Origin of the sequence: Clostridium acetireducens DSM 10703, assembly GCF_001758365.1 — a bacterium.
Taxonomy (GTDB): Bacteria; Bacillota; Clostridia; order Clostridiales; family Clostridiaceae; genus Clostridium_C; species Clostridium_C acetireducens.
On record NZ_LZFO01000001.1, the window covers coordinates 76,981 to 95,041 of the forward strand.

At 26.8% G+C, this 18,061-nt stretch carries 16 protein-coding genes; all 16 read left to right on the forward strand.

Translation table 11 applies throughout. The annotated features are described in order from the left end of the window. Nucleotides 1-3: 3 nt before the first annotated feature. Nucleotides 4-879 carry a tRNA pseudouridine(55) synthase TruB gene (gene truB / locus CLOACE_RS00395; protein WP_070109064.1) on the forward strand — a complete coding sequence of 292 codons (876 nt, stop codon included), beginning with the start codon at nucleotides 4-6 and terminating at the stop codon, nucleotides 877-879. 5 nt (nucleotides 880-884) lie between these two features. Then, entirely contained in the window at nucleotides 885-1,817 is a 933-nt protein-coding gene (locus CLOACE_RS00400) for a bifunctional riboflavin kinase/FAD synthetase (protein ID WP_070109065.1), read from the forward strand. A 119-nt stretch (nucleotides 1,818-1,936) separates the two neighbouring features. Further along, the gene (gene rpsO / locus CLOACE_RS00405; protein ID WP_070109066.1) at nucleotides 1,937-2,200 is read left to right on the forward strand and encodes a 30S ribosomal protein S15; all 264 of its coding nucleotides are present in this window, start codon (nucleotides 1,937-1,939) and stop codon (nucleotides 2,198-2,200) included. Nucleotides 2,201-2,320: 120 nt separating this feature from the next. Beyond that, the gene (locus CLOACE_RS00410; RefSeq protein WP_070109067.1) at nucleotides 2,321-4,432 is read left to right on the forward strand and encodes a polyribonucleotide nucleotidyltransferase; all 2,112 of its coding nucleotides are present in this window, start codon (nucleotides 2,321-2,323) and stop codon (nucleotides 4,430-4,432) included. Nucleotides 4,433-4,493: 61 nt separating this feature from the next. Continuing rightward, nucleotides 4,494-5,792 carry a M16 family metallopeptidase gene (locus tag CLOACE_RS00415; RefSeq protein ID WP_070109068.1) on the forward strand — a complete coding sequence of 433 codons (1,299 nt, stop codon included), beginning with the start codon at nucleotides 4,494-4,496 and terminating at the stop codon, nucleotides 5,790-5,792. Nucleotides 5,793-5,863: 71 nt separating this feature from the next. Beyond that, nucleotides 5,864-6,136 (forward strand): YlmC/YmxH family sporulation protein, encoded by a 273-nt coding sequence (locus CLOACE_RS00420; protein WP_070109069.1) that lies wholly within the window; start codon nucleotides 5,864-5,866, stop codon nucleotides 6,134-6,136. A 23-nt stretch (nucleotides 6,137-6,159) separates the two neighbouring features. Further along, the gene (gene dapG, locus CLOACE_RS00425) at nucleotides 6,160-7,362 is read left to right on the forward strand and encodes an aspartate kinase (RefSeq protein WP_070109070.1); all 1,203 of its coding nucleotides are present in this window, start codon (nucleotides 6,160-6,162) and stop codon (nucleotides 7,360-7,362) included. A gap of 71 nt (nucleotides 7,363-7,433) precedes the next feature. Then, on the forward strand, nucleotides 7,434-8,108 hold the full coding sequence (locus CLOACE_RS00430; protein WP_070109071.1) for a ClpP family protease: 675 nt from the start codon (nucleotides 7,434-7,436) through the stop codon (nucleotides 8,106-8,108). Nucleotides 8,109-8,222: 114 nt separating this feature from the next. Further along, entirely contained in the window at nucleotides 8,223-10,469 is a 2,247-nt protein-coding gene (locus CLOACE_RS00435; RefSeq protein WP_070109072.1) for an FtsK/SpoIIIE family DNA translocase, read from the forward strand. Nucleotides 10,470-10,531: 62 nt separating this feature from the next. Continuing rightward, on the forward strand, nucleotides 10,532-11,869 hold the full coding sequence (gene rimO, locus CLOACE_RS00440) for a 30S ribosomal protein S12 methylthiotransferase RimO (RefSeq protein WP_070109073.1): 1,338 nt from the start codon (nucleotides 10,532-10,534) through the stop codon (nucleotides 11,867-11,869). After that, on the forward strand, nucleotides 11,853-12,398 hold the full coding sequence (pgsA, locus tag CLOACE_RS00445) for a CDP-diacylglycerol--glycerol-3-phosphate 3-phosphatidyltransferase (protein ID WP_070109074.1): 546 nt from the start codon (nucleotides 11,853-11,855) through the stop codon (nucleotides 12,396-12,398). Before rimO ends, pgsA begins: the two co-directional genes overlap by 17 nt. Before the next feature lie 157 nt (nucleotides 12,399-12,555). Beyond that, entirely contained in the window at nucleotides 12,556-13,611 is a 1,056-nt protein-coding gene (gene recA / locus CLOACE_RS00450) for a recombinase RecA (protein ID WP_070109075.1), read from the forward strand. Between the two features lie 165 nt (nucleotides 13,612-13,776). Continuing rightward, nucleotides 13,777-15,399 (forward strand): ribonuclease Y, encoded by a 1,623-nt coding sequence (rny, locus tag CLOACE_RS00455; protein ID WP_423230259.1) that lies wholly within the window; start codon nucleotides 13,777-13,779, stop codon nucleotides 15,397-15,399. 139 nt (nucleotides 15,400-15,538) lie between these two features. Further along, nucleotides 15,539-15,799: a stage V sporulation protein SpoVS gene (spoVS, locus tag CLOACE_RS00460; protein WP_012101836.1), complete on the forward strand. Its 261-nt coding sequence runs from the start codon at nucleotides 15,539-15,541 to the stop codon at nucleotides 15,797-15,799. A gap of 128 nt (nucleotides 15,800-15,927) precedes the next feature. Beyond that, a complete protein-coding gene (locus CLOACE_RS00465) occupies nucleotides 15,928-16,794 on the forward strand; it encodes a decaprenyl-phosphate phosphoribosyltransferase (protein WP_070109077.1) in 867 nt (288 codons plus the stop codon). A gap of 15 nt (nucleotides 16,795-16,809) precedes the next feature. Then, a complete protein-coding gene (locus CLOACE_RS00470; RefSeq protein WP_070109078.1) occupies nucleotides 16,810-18,060 on the forward strand; it encodes a glycosyltransferase family 39 protein in 1,251 nt (416 codons plus the stop codon). Nucleotide 18,061 lies beyond the last annotated feature (1 nt).

Sequence of the window (18,061 nt, forward strand, 5' to 3'; positions counted from 1 at the left end):
TATATGGATGGAGTTATAAATGTATATAAACTTGTAGGAATGACTTCCTTTGATGTAGTAAGAAAAGTAAGAAATATTTCCAATACAAAGAAAGTAGGACATACCGGAACATTAGATCCTGAGGCTTCTGGAGTTTTACCTATTTGTATTGGAAAAGCTACTAAAATTGTAGATTACATAATGAATGAAGATAAAATATATAAAGCTAAGCTAAAATTAGGAATAGTTACAGATACTTACGATAAAGAAGGTAATATAATTGAAAATAATGAAGTAAATGTATCAGAAGAAGAAATAAATTTTGTAATAAACGATTTTATAGGCAATATAAAGCAAATACCACCTATGTATTCTGCGATAAAAGTAAAAGGAAAAAGATTATATGATTTGGCTAGAAAAGGTATAGAAATAGAAAGAAAACCTAGAGATATTACCATACATTATATAAAAATTTTAAATATAAATATTCCTTATGTAGACATAGAAGTTTTTTGTTCTAAAGGCACATATATAAGAAGTTTATGTTATGATATAGGAAAAAAATTAAATTGTGGAGCTTCTATGTGGGCTTTAGAAAGAATAAAAACAGGTGGATTTCAAGTGCATAACTCTATAGAAATAGATAAATTGGATAAAACCAATATATTAAATTATTTAATACCAATAGATGAAGCTCTATATAAATATGATAAAATTTATTTAGATATAAAATATAAAAACTTAGTTTTAAATGGGGTTGTATTAAAAGACTACAATGTACTAAAAAATTTACATAAAGATAAAATATATAGAGTTTATTTACAAGATAATAGTTTTATAGGGTTAGGAAAGTATTCTGAATATGGATTTAAAATTATAAAATTATTGTTTAGGGAGTAATAAATATGATAACATTAGAAGACAATTTTAAAACAAAATTTAAATATGGTACATGTATTGCTTTAGGAAGCTTTGATGGATTGCACTTAGGGCATTTACAATTAATAAACAAAGCTATTCAAATAGCTAAAAAAAATAAGTGTAAAAGCATGGTATGTACTTTTAAAAATCACCCTTTAACAATTATAAATGAAGATTTAGCTCCTAAATTAATAATGAATGAAGAAACAAAAATTCAAATTTTAAATAAATTAGGTGTAGATATAGTTAATTTTATTAATTTTGATTATGAATTTATGAAAATGTGTGCAGAAGATTTTATAAAGAATTTAGTGGAGTGCTACAGTGTTAAAGCAATTATAGTAGGATTTAATTTTAGATTTGGATATAAAAATTTAGGAGATGTAGAATTACTTAAAGAATTAAGTAAAAAATTTAATTTTAAAGTACATATTATAAAAGCTGTTAAATCTAAAGAAGGTGTAATAAGTAGTTCAAAAATAAGAAATATTCTATCAGAAGAAGGAGACATAGAAAAGGCTAATAAAATGCTAACTAGATATTTTAGTTTAAAAGGAAAAGTTGTTAAGGGTAAACAAATAGGAAGAGAAATGGGCTTTCCAACTATAAATTTAGATTATGATAAAAAGTTCGTTTTGCCAAGAGGTGGAGTTTATTTTACTATAGTGGAATATAAAAAAATGCATTTTAAAGGAATAACTAATATAGGATACAACCCAACAGTAAATAATGATAAATTAGGTGTAGAGACTCATATATTAAATTTTAATCAAAATGTTTATGGTGAAAATATAACTATTTATTTTGTAAAAAGAATAAGAGATGAAAAAAAATTTAATTCTAAAGCAGAATTATCAGAGCAATTAAAAAATGATAAATTATATGCAGAAAAACAAAGAATAGAATTAAATATATAAAAAATAATTTACAATAGAAAGTTTATTTGCTATAATACATACGTAAAGCCTTATGCTAAGAATATTGACTTGCCAACGATATTCTTGGGATAGGGAGTAAATTTTGGAGGTGTAGTTTTATGGATAAGGCAGTTAAACAAGAAATAATGAATAAGTATGCTAGACATGAAGGAGATACAGGTTCTCCTGAAGTTCAAGTTGCATTACTTACTAAAAGAATCAATCATTTAAATGAACATTTAAAATTTCACAAAAAAGATCACCATTCAAGAAGAGGTCTTTTAATGATGGTTGGTAAAAGAAGAGGTCTTTTGAACTATTTAGCAAAAGAGGACATAGAAAGATATCGTACTCTTATAAAACAATTAGGATTAAGAAAATAATTATTAGAGCGGGCAAGTTCCGCTCTATTATTTTAACTAACTAATAAAATTTTATTAGTTAGTTAAAATAATAATAGCAATTTAATTAGCTAGAAATTTGAAAGGAGGTATATTTTTTATATGAATCATATTTTAGAAACTAATATAGCTGGTAGAATAATGAAAGTAGAATACGGTAAAGTAGGAATGCTTTCAGATTGTGCTATGTTGGTTAGTTATGGTGATACAGTGGTATTAGTTAATGTAAATGCATCTAAGGAACCCAAAGAAGGAATAGATTTCTTTCCATTAACTGTAGAATATCAAGAAAGACTATATGCAGTAGGAAAAATTCCAGGAGGTTTTATAAAAAGAGAAGGTAAGCCTTCAGAAAAGGCTATATTGCATTCTAGAGCTATAGATAGACCTTTAAGACCTTTATTTCCAAAGGGATATAGAAATGATGTGCAAATTGTATGTACAGTAGTATCTGTGGAACAGGATAATTTACCAGAAATATTAGCAATGAATGCAGCTTCTTTGGCACTATGTGTATCTAGTATTCCATTTACTACTCCAGTAGCTACAGTAGCAGTAGGATTAATAGACGGTGAATTTATAACTAATCCTACATCAGAACAAAGAGAAAAAAGCATATTAGATTTAACAGTATGTGCTACAAAAGAAAGAGTTATGATGATAGAAGCTGGTGGAGAAGAAATTGAAGAAGATATAATGTATAATGGAATAATATTTGGATTTGAACAATGTCAAAAAATCATAGATTTTCAAGAAGAAGCTATGAATAAGTTTGGAAAAGAAAAAGTAGAACCTAAATTATTTAAACCAGAGGAAGAAATAGAAAAAGAAGTAAGAGAATTTGCATTTAATATGATAAAAGATGCAATGTATATAATGGATAAAGATGAAAGAAATAATGCTATGGATCAGGTTAGAGAAAATGTTAGTTTAGAATTCGATGAAAAATATCCAGATAATCAAGAAGATATAGCAGATGTAGTATATAGAATGCAAAAAGAAATAGTTAGAAATATGATATTAAATGAAAAAAGAAGACCTGATGGAAGAGGATTTGAAGAAATAAGACCTATAGGTTGTGAAGTAGGATTGCTTCCAAGAACTCATGGTACAGGTTTATTTACAAGAGGTCTAACACAAGTTATGACAGTTGCTACTATAGGTGCTTTAGGAGATGTTCAAATATTAGATGGAATAAGTGAAGATGAATTTAAAAGATATATGCATCATTACAATTTTCCAGGATATTCTACTGGTGAAGTTAGACCATTAAGAGGTCCAGGAAGAAGAGAAATAGGTCATGGTGCTTTAGCAGAAAAAGCTTTAGAACCATTAATACCATCAGAGGAGGAATTTCCATATACTATAAGATTAGTATCCGAGGTGTTAAGTTCAAATGGTTCAACTTCCCAAGCTAGTGTATGTGGAAGTACTTTAGCTTTATTAGATGCAGGTGTTCCTATTAAGAGACCAGCAGCTGGAATAGCTATGGGACTTGTTACTAGTGATGATTTATCACAAGCAGAAATACTTACAGATATACAAGGTATGGAAGACTTTTTTGGAGATATGGACTTTAAAGTAGCAGGTACAGAAAAAGGAATAACAGCTATACAAGTAGATACTAAAATTAAAGGAATGCCAAATGAAGTTATAAAAAAGGCTTTAAAAGATGCTAGAAAAGCAAGATTATTCATATTAGAAAAGATAAAAGAATGCATACCTGAACCAAGAGAAGAACTTTCTAAATATGCACCTAGAATATATACTATTAATATTAATCCAGAAAAAATAAGAGATGTAATAGGTGCTGGAGGAAAAACTATAAATAAGATAATTGCAGAAACTGGAGTTAAAATAGATATTAAAGAAGATGGAAAAGTATTTGTAATGTCAGATGATAGAATTGGTGCAGATAGAGCATTAAAAATAATATCTGATATAACAAGAGATGTAGAAGTAGGAGAAATTTATTTAGGAAAAGTTACTAAAATAGTTCCTTTTGGAGCTTTTGTAGAAGTTTTAACAGGAAAAGAAGGATTAGTACACATTTCTAAATTAGATTTTAACAGAGTAAATAAAGTTGAAGATATTGTTTCTTTAGGGGATGAAATACTAGTTAAAGTTACAGATATTGATAAACAAGGAAGAATTAATCTTTCTAGAAAAGATGCAATTAAAGATTCCAGTGAGAAGAGAGAGCAAGAAAAATAGAAGGGCATATTGCTGCCTTTTTATTTTTTTTAATTTTAATATTAAAATTAGGAGGATATTCATGTATAATATAATTCAATTAGATAATGGATTAAGGATAGTTTTAGAGAGTATAGATTATGTAAATTCTATAAGTGTGGGATTATGGGTAGAAAATGGATCAAGAAATGAAAATAAAATAAACAATGGAATATCCCATTTTATAGAACATATGTTGTTTAAAGGTACAAAAAATAGAACAGCAAAAGATATAGTAGAAAGTATAGAAAATGTAGGTGGACAAATAAATGCCTTTACAGGCAAAGAATCTACTTGTTTTTATATAAAAGCTTTAAACTCTCATTTAGAACTAGCTTTGGATATATTATCAGATATGCTTTTTAATAGTAAATTTTCTGAAGAAGATATAGAAAAAGAAAAAGGAGTAATAATTGAAGAAATAAATATGAGTGAAGATTCTCCTGAAGATGTGCTTTTAGATTTACATAGTATAGCTACCTGGGGAGAAGATTCTATAGCACTTCCAATATTAGGAACAATAAAAACAGTAAAATCTTTTACTAAAAATCAAATATTAGAATATATATCCTCTTATTATATACCAGAAAACTCAGTTTTATCAATTTGTGGTAATTTTGATATGAAAACTATAAAAAGTACTATTGAGAAGTTTTTTGGAATGTGGAGCAGTAATACAAAAAAAATAACAAAATACTCTAGTCCTAAAATACTTAATAATAATTTGTTTAGAAAGAAAAGCATAGAACAATTACATATAAGTTTAGGTATTGAAGGTTTTGGATTAGGTAATGATGATGTGTACCCATTGATATTGCTTAATAACTTATTAGGTGGGGGAGCTTCTTCTATATTATTTCAAAAAATAAGAGAAGATAAAGGAATATGTTATTCTATTTATTCTTATTTAACAGCTTATAATAACACTGGTATTATTAATATATATACAGGATTAAATCCAGTATATGCTTGTGAAGCAATAAATTTAATAAAAGAAGAATTGGAAAAGTTTACAAAAATACATATAACGGATGATAAGTTAATTAAATCCAAAGAACAAATAAAAGGAAGTTACATACTAGGTTTAGAAAGCACTAGTAGTAGAATGTTTAGTAATGGAAAGTCTGTATTGTTTTTGAATAAAATTAATACTCCTGAGGATATAATAAAGAAAATTGATAATATAACAAAGAATAAGTTAGAAGAAGTTATGGAAAAAACTTTTTCTAAGGGTATTTTAAATTCTTCTTTTGTAGGAGAAAATGTAAATTTAAATTTATTATCTAATAGTATTGGAAAAGATGTGATTGCTTTTAAAAATCAACAAAGCAAGTTAATTTAGTATAAAGTAATATCTTCTTAATATAGTTAATAAAATATATTAAGTTTAAAATATATTAAGGAGGTATTACTATGGAAGAAAGTATAAAAATGTATAGTGAAATAGAAAGATATGAAATAATAAATATTAATGATGGAGATAAGTTTGGTTATTTAGGCACTAATGATGTGGTTATAAATGATAAAGGCGAATTAATATTATTAATACTAGATAACAATACTACTAAATTTAACTTGTTTAATAAAAGTGAATATATAGAAGTTCCGTGGAAGTATGTTAAAAAGGTAGGAGCTAAAACTATAATAATTGATGTAGACAAAAAATCATTAAAAAAAATTCATTGACATAAAAGGAAGGGAATTTAAAAATGAAAATATTAATACAAAAATTTGGTGGAACATCTGTATCAACACATGAAAAAAGATTAAATGTAGTACAAAAAATAGCAAATGCTAAAAAGTTAGGATATTATCCTGTAGTAGTAGTTTCAGCTATGGGAAGAAAAGGACAGCCCTATTCTACAGATACATTACTTTCATTAATTACAGAAGATTTTAAAGACAAAAATTTATTGGCAGTAGATTTACTTATGAGCTGTGGTGAAGTAATAAGTTGTATAGTAATGAGCAATGAATTAAATAATCAAAATATAGCCTCTGTTCCTTTAACAGGAGGACAAGCAGGAATAATTACAGATGACAACTATAGTAATGCTTCTGTTATAAGTACAGAATGTGATAATATTATAAGAATATTAAAAGAAGATAAAGTTCCAATAGTAGCAGGTTTTCAAGGAATAAGTGAAAAAGGATTTATAACCACTTTAGGAAGAGGTGGAAGTGATGTAACTGCAGCTCTTTTGGGAGCAGCTTTAAAAGCAGAAGAAATAGAAATATATACAGATGTAGATGGTATAATGACAGCAGACCCAAGAATAGTATCTAATGCATCTCTTATTAAAGAAATTAGCTACAATGAAGTATTTCAATTTGCAGATCAAGGTGCAAAAGTAATTCACCCTAGAGCAGTAGAAATAGCTATGAGAGCTAATATTCCATTAGTTATAAAAAACACCATGAATAATTGTAATGGGACTATAATAAATAGTGCTGGAGATCAAAATTCAGATAATGTAATAACTGGCATAACTCATATGAGTGATAGAGTGCAAATTACAGTAGAGCATGATTTAAATAAAAATAATAGTTATTATTATGAACTATTTGATATACTAGCTAAAAATTTAATAAGTATAGACTTAATTAATGTATTTCCAAAAGAAAAAATTTTTACTATAGATAAAAAAGATTTTAATAAATTTAATAAAATAATAAATAATTTAAAAATAAATTACTCAAAGGTAGATAGCTGTAGTAAAATAGCTATAATAGGAAGTAGAATGAGAGGCATTCCTGGTGTTATGGCAAAAATATTAAAGACTTTAACTAAAGAAGGTATAGAAGTTTTGCAAACAGCAGATTCTCATACAACTATATGGTGCCTTGTAGAAGATAAAAACACTCAAAAATCTATAAATGCATTGCATAGAGAATTTTGTTTATCTAAATAGTATGAATATGCTTTTCCTTAAATGAGCAAAATAACATTATATTTATTAATGTTATTTTAGGAGGAAATCATATGGATAATGAGAAAAAAGCAACTTTAGATAATATTAACAGCTTAGGAGTTACAGATATAGCTAAACCAAATGAAAAAATAAAAGTATTACCTATTATAGGACAAATAGAAGGTCATGTAATATTACCACCTCAAAACAAAAGTACAAAATACGAACATATAATTCCACAAATAGTAGCCATGGAAAGGGATGAAGATTCAGAAGGACTTTTAATTATATTGAATACTGCTGGAGGAGATGTAGAAGCAGGTTTAGCCATAGCAGAAATGATAAATAGCTTAAGTAAGCCTACTGTATCTTTAGTAATTGGAGGAGGACATTCTATAGGTGTACCTCTAGCTACATCGGCAGATTATTCTTTTATTTCACCTACTGCTACTATGATAGTACATCCCATTAGAATGAATGGTCTTGTAATAGGTGTTCCTCAAACTTTTGAATATTTTAATAAAATGCAAGAAAGAATAATTAAATTTATAGTTAGAACATCTAAAATAGAAAGAGATAATTTAAAAAACATGCTTCTTAAAACAGATGAAGTTTTAAATGATATGGGAACTATATTGATAGGAAAACAAGCAGTGGAATGTGGCTTAATAGATGAAGTTGGAGGAATTAGCAATGCAATTAAAAAATTAAAATCTCTTATAGAGGAAAAAAATAAAAATTTTTAATATACTTAACTACACCATAGGAAACTTTCCTATGGTTAAATTTATTGTACATGCAAAGTGTTTAAAAGGATAATTTATAAATATGTAGAATTAAACATAAGGAGGTGATAAACTGTGCCTAGAAAATCAAAAAATTTAAAACACAATGAAAATAAAGATATAAAAGGTATAATATTTGTTACATTAGGTGTACTTATGCTGTTAAGTGTATTTTCATCATCATCAGGTATATTAGGTAAATTGGTAAAAAAAATATTGGTTTCTGTTTTAGGATTAGGAGCATATATTTTCCCTTTTATAGTAATATTTATAGGAACTTGTTATATAATAAAGAAAAAATGTATAAATTTTAATGTTAAATTTTATGGCATTATTTTATTTATATTAAATACTCTTCTATTTATACAAATGCTTATAATAGATAGTTATTATATAAATGGCAATATAATAGAGGGTATTGTTAAATTATACAATGCTGATAATGTGTTTCATGGAGGAATAATATCTTATTTAATAGATATACCTCTTTATAAGTTACTTGGAAAAATAGGCTCTTATGTTATTTTTATATCTGTATACATAGTTTCTTTTGTTTTAATATGTAAATTATCTTTATATGATTTAATTAATAATATAAGAAAACAAATTCCTAAAATGAAAGAAAATTTAAATGATATAAGTGAAGAAATAAGTTCAAATGAAGTAGCACTAGATGAAAAAAAAGAAGATACTTCTTCAAAAAATATTAAAAATAGAATAAAAATAATAGATTTTATGAAATCTTCTAAAATAGAACCTAAAGAAAGTAAAAAAATTAGTGAACCAGTTATTGCAAGCTACAGCAATAATAGTGATAAAGACATAAATGAAGAATTAGAAAAAGAAATAAATAAAAATACAAATAATTCAGTAGATGTGGAATACAAATTTCCAAGTAGTGATTTATTAAATATGAATAATCAATTGCAATTTAATAAAGAAGATAAAAAAGAATTACTTCATAGTGCAAATAAATTAGAAGATGCATTAGCTAGTTTTGGAGTAGATGCTAAAGTAATACAAGTTACAAAAGGACCTTCAGTAACTAGATTTGAATTACAACCTAGTGCTGGAGTAAAAGTTAGTAAAATAGTTAATTTGTCTGATGATATAGCATTAAATTTAGCAGCATCCGGTGTTAGAATAGAGGCACCTATACCAGGAAAGTCTGCTATAGGCATAGAAGTGCCTAATAAAAAGTTAACAGCTGTTTATCTAAGAGAAGTAATAGAATCAGAAGAATTTTTTAATTCAAATAAGGATATAGCTTTTTCTTTAGGTAAAGATATAGCAGGAAAATGTGTAGTTGCAGATTTAGCTAAAATGCCTCATTTGCTTATTGCAGGAGCTACTGGTTCAGGTAAAAGTGTATGTATAAACACACTAATAATTAGTATATTATATAAATATTCTCCTAATAATGTAAAACTTCTAATGATAGATCCTAAAGTAGTTGAATTAAGTGTATATAACGGAATACCTCATCTTTTAATACCGGTAGTAACTAATCCAAAAAAAGCTGCAGGAGCTTTAAATTGGGCAGTAAATGAAATGACAAAACGATATAGTCTTTTTGCAAAAAATAATGTAAGAAATATAGAAGGATATAATGAACTAGCTGCAAAAGGTATAGTTGAAAATAAGCTTCCTTGGATTGTAATAATAATAGATGAGCTTGCAGATTTAATGATGGTTTGCCCTAATGATGTAGAAGATTATATAGGAAGATTGGCTCAAATGGCAAGAGCTGCTGGAATGCATTTAGTAATTGCAACACAGAGACCATCAGTAGATGTAATTACTGGTGTTATAAAAGCGAATATCCCTTCAAGAATATCTTTTGCTGTATCCAGCCAAGTGGATTCAAGAACTATACTAGATATGTCAGGAGCAGAAAAGTTATTAGGAAAAGGAGATATGTTATTTTATCCTGTAGGAGAATCAAAACCTATAAGGATACAAGGAGCATTTATATCAGAAGAGGAAGTGGAAAAAGTTGTTAATTTCATAAAAGAAGAAAAAGGGGAAGTAGAGTATGTGGATGAAATTATGGAAGAAATAGACACTAGTGTAAACAAAAAAGAATTAGATTATGATGAACTTTTAGATGAAGCAGTAAAAATTGTAGTAGATATGGATCAAGCATCTACTTCTCTTTTGCAAAGAAAGTTAAAAATAGGTTATAATAGAGCAGCTAGGATTATGGATCAAATGGAGGAGATGAGTATTATATCTGGCAGAGATGGAAGTAAGCCTAGAAAAGTTTTAATAGATAAAGAATGTGCTATTGATAAAAAATATTACCCTGGAAATAATTTGTAAATATTTATATTAAAAAATCAATATAATAATAGTTATTCAATATATTGCAGGAGGATAATAAAGTGAATAAATTAAGTATTGGAATTGTAAGTTTAGGCTGTGATAAAAATAGACTAGATTCAGAAATAATGATAAAATCTTTAGATAAAGATTTTAAAATAGTAAATGATGCTAAAAAAGCAGATATTATAATAGTAAATACTTGTGGATTTATTGAAGAATCAAAACAAGAATCTATAAATACCATATTAGAAATGGCTGAATATAAATACAATTATAAATGTAAAATTTTAATTGTAACAGGCTGCTTAAGTCAAAGATATAAAACAGAGATTATGGAATTAATGCCTGAAATAGATATTATGTTAGGAGTAAATGATTATGATAAATTAAAACAAAGTATATACAAATTTTTAGAAGATAAATCAAAAATAATTCATTGCAATTATAGTGATAATAATATAAATGAAGGTGATAGAATATTAACAACACCTAATTATACTGCTTATTTAAGAATAGCAGAAGGTTGCAGTAACTATTGTACATATTGTGCAATTCCATATATAAGAGGTAAGTATAGAAGCAGAGATATGGAAAGTATTATAGAAGAAGCCAATTTATTAGCTAAAAAGGGTGTTAATGAAGTTATTTTAGTGGCTCAAGATACAACAAAGTACGGTATTGATATATATGGAAAAAAGCAGCTTCACAATTTAATAAAAAGTATATCAAAAATTCATGGAATTAAGTGGATAAGGATACTTTATTGTTATCCAGAAGAAATTACAGAAGAATTAATAGAAGAAATAAAAAATAACAAAAAAGTGTGTAAGTATTTAGATATACCTATACAACATATAAGTGATAGAATACTTAAACGTATGGGAAGAAAAAGTAGTAAAGAAGATATAATATCTGTAGTAACCAAATTAAAAAATCAAATTAAGGATATATGTATAAGAACTTCTTTAATTGTAGGATTCCCAGGTGAAACAGAAGAAGATTTTAATGAACTTAAAGATTTTGTTAAAGAATTTGAATTCGGTAAACTAGGTGTATTTAAATATTCACAAGAAGAAGGTACTGCTGCTGCTAATATGAGCAATCAAATATCGGATGACATAAAAGAATTAAGACAAAAAGAAATTATGATTTTACAACAGAATATATCTGCAAAGATTAATAAAGGTAACATAGGCAAAATTTACGAAGTTCTAGTAGAAGGTAAAAATCAAGATGTATGGTATGGTAGAAATTATGAAATGGCTCCTGAAATAGATGGTGCAATTTATTTTAAATGTGATAAAATATTGAATGTAGGTGAAATATTAAAAGTAAAAATAATTAATGCATTAGAATATGATTTAATAGGAGTTGTTGAAGATGAATCTTGCAAATAAGCTTACTATAATGAGAATTTTTTTAGTGCCAATTTTTTTAATATTTATTGCTGTAAAAGATATTCCTTGCGGTACTTTTATAGCTACTGTTATTTTTATAATAGCGGCATTAACAGACAAGCTTGATGGATATATAGCTAGAAGCAGAAATCAAATAACTAGATTTGGCAAATTTATGGATCCTTTAGCGGATAAATTATTAGTTACAGCAGCTTTAGTTTCTTTAGTTGAATATCATGTAATACCTACTTGGGTAGCTATGATAATTATTGCCAGGGAATTTGCAGTAACTGGGCTTAGAACAGTAGCTGCTTCAGAAGGAATAGTTATAGCAGCTAGTGCCTGGGGAAAAGCTAAAACAGTAACTCAAATAATAGCAATTATATTTGCACTTGTAACATTAAACCGCGAAAATTTATTATTAGATAAAATTACAATGGTATTTATATTTTTAGCAGTGCTTATTACCATAGTGTCTGGAATAGATTACTTTGTGAAAAATAAGGACGTAATAAGAATAGATAAATAATTTAATAAGTGATTAATTTAGTTTATTTAGTCAATAATTATAAAAGTTCCTACTATAGGGACTTTTATTTATAAGTTGACCATATTTTAATAATAGTATATAATGATTTAAGAACAGATGTTCGAAGAAAGGATGGTGACTCCCTAAAGGGAAAGCTATGGATAATGAAAAAATACAAGCATTGAAAAGTGCTATGACTCAAATAGAAAAGCAATTTGGAAAAGGTTCTGTAATGAAATTAGGAGAAAATAGTATTTTAAGTGTAGATTCGGTATCTACTGGTTGTTTAGGTTTAGATATTGCATTAGGTATAGGTGGTGTGCCAAGAGGAAGAGTAATAGAAATATATGGTCCTGAATCTTCAGGAAAAACTACTGTAGCACTACATATAATAGCTGAAGCACAAAAAAGAGGTGGAGCTGCAGCTTTTATAGATGCAGAGCATGCTTTAGATCCATCTTATGCAAAAAATTTAGGAGTAGATATAGAAAATTTAATAGTTTCTCAGCCAGATACTGGAGAACAAGGATTGGAAATAGCAGAAGCATTGGTGAGATCTGGAGCTATTGATGTAATAGTAGTAGACTCAGTGGCGGCACTAGTTCCTAAAGCAGAAATAGAAGGTGAAATGGGAGATTCTCATGTAGGTCTTCAAGCAAGACTTATGTCTCAAGCTTTAAGAAAATTAGCAGGCTCTATAAATAAATCAAAGTGTGTTACAATATTTATAAATCAATTGAGAGAAAAAGTTGGAATTATGTTTGGAAATCCTGAAACCACTCCTGGTGGCAGAGCATTAAAATTTTACTCTAGTGTAAGAATGGACGTAAGAAGAATAGATTCAATTAAACAAGGTGATGAATTTATGGGTAATAGAACTAGAGTGAAAATAACTAAAAATAAAGTTGCACCACCTTTTAAACAAGCAGAATTTGATATTATGTATAATGAAGGTATATCTAGAGAAGGAAATATAGTAGACGTAGGAGTAAAAGAAGAAATAGTACAAAAAAGTGGTGCTTGGTTTTCTTATAATGATATAAGATTAGGTCAAGGAAGAGAAAATGCTAAGCAGTTTTTAAAAGATAATCCAGATACTGCTTTAGAGATAGAAAATAAAATTAGAAAAATATACAATTTGCCTATAGCTGAAGTTCCTAAAAATAATAAAAAAAATGATGATACGAAAGCTGAAAAAACAGAAAAAAAATAATATTCTTAAAATCGCAAGTGAAAATGCTTGCGATTTTAAATGGAAAATTTGAATTTTATGTATATAATTATTTTTAATTAAAAATTTTTGTCAGCTTGACATTATTAAAAAAATAATATAAAATTAATACAAAATCTGGTTTAGCGTAAATAATATTTATACACTTTGAATAAATATGACACCTTTTCTAAGCTTTCATATTTAACACTAATAGATTTCACTGACAAAAGCAAAGGAGGTGTTCATGTGAAAGAAACAATATTTATTATAGCTATTATTATAATAGTAGCGGTAGGTATATTAATTGATTTTTATATAAGAAAAAATGTATCCTCTGCTAAAATTTCTAAGGCAGAGGAAGATGCTCGAAAAATAAGGGAAGAATCTTTAAAAGAAGCAGAATCTAAAAAGAAAGAAGCTATATTAGAAGCTAAAGAAGAAGTTCATAGATTAAGAGCTGATTTTGAAAGAGAATCCAGAGAAAGAAGAAATGAAATTCAAAGATTAGAAAGAAGAATGATTCAAAGAGAAGAGGTACTTGATAAAAAGAGCGAAACCATTGAAAGAAGAGAAGAAAGTCTTAATAAAAAGTATCAAAAAGTTGAAGAAATAGAAGTTAGTATAGAAGAATTATACAAAAAGCAAAAAGAAGAATTAGAAAGACTTTCAGGATTAACAGCAGAAGAAGCTAAAAATATTTTATTAGAAGAAGTAGGAAAAAATGCAAAGCATGATGCTGCTTTAATGATTAAAGAAATAGAATCAAAAGCTAAAGAAGAAGCTGAAAAAAGAGCAAGAAAAATTATAACTTATGCAATTCAAAGGTGTGCAGCGGATCATGTAGCAGAAACAACAGTATACGTTGTTAATCTTCCTAATGATGAAATGAAAGGAAGAATAATAGGTAGGGAAGGAAGGAACATAAGAACCCTTGAAACATTAACTGGTGTTGATTTAATTATAGATGATACTCCAGAAGCGGTAATTCTTTCAGGGTTTGATCCAATCAGAAGAGAAATAGCTAAAATAGCATTGGAAAAACTTATAGTAGATGGAAGAATTCATCCAGCAAGAATAGAAGAGATGGTTGAAAAGGCAAAAAAAGAAGTTGAAAATGCTATAAAAGAAGAAGGAGAACAAGCAAGTTTTGAAACAGGTGTTCATGGTCTTCATTTAGAATTAGTAAGATTGCTTGGAAGGCTAAAATATAGAACAAGTTATGGTCAAAATGTACTTAAGCATTCTATAGAAGTAGCTTATTTAGCTGGTCTTATGGCTTCAGAATTGGGAATGGATCCTACACTTGCAAAAAGAGCAGGATTGCTTCATGATATAGGAAAAGCAGTTGATCATGAATTGGAAGGTCCTCATGCAATTATAGGATCTGAAGTTGCGAAAAAATATCATGAATCTTCTTTAATAGTAAATGCTATTGCAGCACATCATGGAGATGTGGAGTCTCAATCAATTGAAGCAATTCTTGTTCAGGCAGCAGATGCTATATCAGCGGCTAGACCTGGGGCTAGAAGAGAGACTTTAGAAGCCTATATTAAAAGATTAGAAAAGTTAGAGGAAATTGCAAATTCATGTGAAGGTGTAGAAAAGTCATATGCCATTCAAGCTGGACGTGAAATAAGAATTATAGTTAAACCAGAAGAAATTGAAGATACAGGATGTGTTTTAATTGCAAGGGATATCGTTAAAAAGATAGAAAATGAATTAGAGTATCCTGGGCAAATAAAGGTAAATGTTATAAGGGAAACACGAGCAATAGAGTATGCAAAATAAATTAGAAAACAGAGATCCTTTTGAATTTTGTAAAAACTAGAAAAATTACAAAGTTTAAAAGGATTTTTTTAATAAATGTAGAATATATAAATTAGTAACAATAATAATTTATGTATATTTATATTATAGGAGGTTTATTATGGAAGTATTAAAAGTTTCAGCAAAATCAAGTCCAAATTCAGTGGCAGGCGCTTTAGCAGGAGTACTAAGAGAAAGAGGAGCTGCAGAAATACAAGCTATAGGAGCAGGAGCTTTAAACCAAGCTATAAAAGCTGTTGCAATAGCAAGAGGCTTTGTTGCACCAAGTGGTATAGACTTAATATGTATACCGGCATTTACAGACATAGAAATTGATGGGGAGGAAAGAACAGCTATTAAGCTTATAGTTCAACCTAGATAAAATTAAATTATATAAATAAAAGGGCTTGAAATTTATCAAGCCCTTTTATTTATATAAAAAGTATGTTAAATTAGAGTAGATTTGATGTATAATAAAATGTCAGTATAATTTATATAGGAGGGTAAAATATGAAATTCAAAGCAATAATTGAACTAATGAGACCTAAACAATGGATAAAAAATTCATTTGTATTTGCTGCAATAATTTTCTCAGGAAAGTTTTTTAATTTAGAATTGTTAAAATTGAATATAATTGCATTTATATTATTTTGTTTAACATCATCTTGTATATATGTATTAAATGACTTAGTAGATATAGAAAAAGATAAAATTCACCCAGAAAAAAGGAATAGACCTTTAGCTAGTGGAAGAGTATCTAAAAGAGATGCTATAGTATTAGATTTTATACTTTTAGCTACAATTTTTTATTGTTCCATTAATTTTATCAATATAAATATATTGTTTGTTTATTTAATATATATAGTTATGAATATATTATATTCATTTAAACTTAAAAATATAGTTATAATTGATGTTATGATAATAACTTTAGGATTTGTATTAAGAGTTGAAAGCGGAAGTGTAGCAACAGGAGTTACTATATCTCCTTGGCTTATATTATGTACTACGTTACTTTCTTTATTTTTAGCTCTTAATAAAAGAAAAAGTGAAATAGTAACTTTAAAAGAAAAAAGTAATAAACATAGAATTATATTAGAAGAATATTCTATTGAATTATTAGACAAAATGTTAGGTATAGTTACTCCATCTATACTTATGGCATATTGTTTATATACTTTTAGTTCTATACAAAGTCAAAAAATGATGTTTACAATTCCTTTTGTATTATATGGAATATTTAGATATCAATATTTAATGGATAAGAAAAATATAGGTGGTAAACCTGAAGATGTATTTACTAAGGACATGCCTTTTTTGATAAATATAATTTTGTGGATATTACTAGTTATGTTAATAATATATGTAGAAATGTAGATTGGAGATTTAGAAATGAGAGAAAGAATACTAAAATCAGAAAGTTTTTATAAATACATATTACTTTTTTCATTTTTATTAAGTATAATTTGGATAGGATTAGTTAAAGCTGTTCCCTTTTCAGATTTTGAATATTACAATAATTTAGCTATAAATATAGCGAAGGGTGGAAGCTGGGGTAATACATATACTTCAGTAGGTTATTCCATTGTATTAGGATTAATATATAAAATATTTGGAGTAAATATTTTATGGGCTAAAATATTTAATGTGATATTAGCTTTTTTAAATAATCTATTAGTATTAGGTATATTAAAAAAGTTATCTATAAATGAAAGAGACAAAAGAATAATATTTTTTATATTTGCTTTTTTCCCTAACAATATATTTTATAATAGTATAGTAGGTACTGAAGTATTATTTTCTACCATACTATTATTAATAACATATATATATTTTAGTAATATAAATTATAAATATATTTATATAGGTATATTAGTAGGAATTAATACAATGATAAAACCCTTTTTTATAGTCTTTTTCTTATTAATATTTATATTAGAAGCAATTAAATTTAAAAATTTAATTAAAATTATAAAAAATACTTTAACTGTACTTGTTATTTCTTTTTTAACTATTTCCCCTTGGATATATAGAAATACAAAACTTATGGGGCAACTTACTTATGTATCAAATAATGGAGGAATAGTTCTTTATATTAATAATAATTCACAAAATAAATCTGGTAGATGGATGGCAGCGGAAGATGTAGAAAATTCTATAGTAAAAATGGAAGAATATAAAAAAGCCAATATGACAGAAAGAAATAAAATGTTAGGACAGTCAGCAAAAAAGTGGATAAAATCTCATCCAAAACAATTTATACAATTAGGATTTAAAAGGCTTTATAATACTTATTTTACCTGTGATGATGTAGGCTATAGTATGTATGGCAGTAATATTAAAATTTCATTTAAGAATATTATTATAGGACTTTCATATTTAGTTAAGAAAGTATTTTACATGGCTGCTTTAGTTTTTATAGTATTATATAGTTTTGTAGTAATGAAGCATATTTTAAAAAAAGATACAGATTGCTTAAATTTTTATAGCCTATATTTTTGTATATTGTTTTATATGTTTACTTGTGTATATTTTATAACAGAAGGTCAAGGAAGATATGCTTTTCCAACAATATTTATAGCGATATATTTTTCTTACTATTTTATTAAAAATATATTATATATAATTAAAATAAGGAGTTAGT

What these genes read in the sequence shown, in the direction of transcription:
- recA (WP_070109075.1), top strand. Translation starts at nt 12,556, where the DNA reads ATGGATAATGAAAAAATACAAGCATTGAAAAGTGCTATGACTCAAATA.
- CLOACE_RS00400 (WP_070109065.1), top strand. Translation starts at nt 885, where the DNA reads ATGATAACATTAGAAGACAATTTTAAAACAAAATTTAAATATGGTACA.
- CLOACE_RS00465 (WP_070109077.1), top strand. Translation starts at nt 15,928, where the DNA reads ATGAAATTCAAAGCAATAATTGAACTAATGAGACCTAAACAATGGATA.
- rpsO (WP_070109066.1), top strand. Translation starts at nt 1,937, where the DNA reads ATGGATAAGGCAGTTAAACAAGAAATAATGAATAAGTATGCTAGACAT.
- dapG (WP_070109070.1), top strand. Translation starts at nt 6,160, where the DNA reads ATGAAAATATTAATACAAAAATTTGGTGGAACATCTGTATCAACACAT.
- pgsA (WP_070109074.1), top strand. Translation starts at nt 11,853, where the DNA reads ATGAATCTTGCAAATAAGCTTACTATAATGAGAATTTTTTTAGTGCCA.
- CLOACE_RS00415 (WP_070109068.1), top strand. Translation starts at nt 4,494, where the DNA reads ATGTATAATATAATTCAATTAGATAATGGATTAAGGATAGTTTTAGAG.
- spoVS (WP_012101836.1), top strand. Translation starts at nt 15,539, where the DNA reads ATGGAAGTATTAAAAGTTTCAGCAAAATCAAGTCCAAATTCAGTGGCA.
- CLOACE_RS00420 (WP_070109069.1), top strand. Translation starts at nt 5,864, where the DNA reads ATGGAAGAAAGTATAAAAATGTATAGTGAAATAGAAAGATATGAAATA.
- CLOACE_RS00430 (WP_070109071.1), top strand. Translation starts at nt 7,434, where the DNA reads ATGGATAATGAGAAAAAAGCAACTTTAGATAATATTAACAGCTTAGGA.
- CLOACE_RS00470 (WP_070109078.1), top strand. Translation starts at nt 16,810, where the DNA reads ATGAGAGAAAGAATACTAAAATCAGAAAGTTTTTATAAATACATATTA.
- CLOACE_RS00410 (WP_070109067.1), top strand. Translation starts at nt 2,321, where the DNA reads ATGAATCATATTTTAGAAACTAATATAGCTGGTAGAATAATGAAAGTA.
- truB (WP_070109064.1), top strand. Translation starts at nt 4, where the DNA reads ATGGATGGAGTTATAAATGTATATAAACTTGTAGGAATGACTTCCTTT.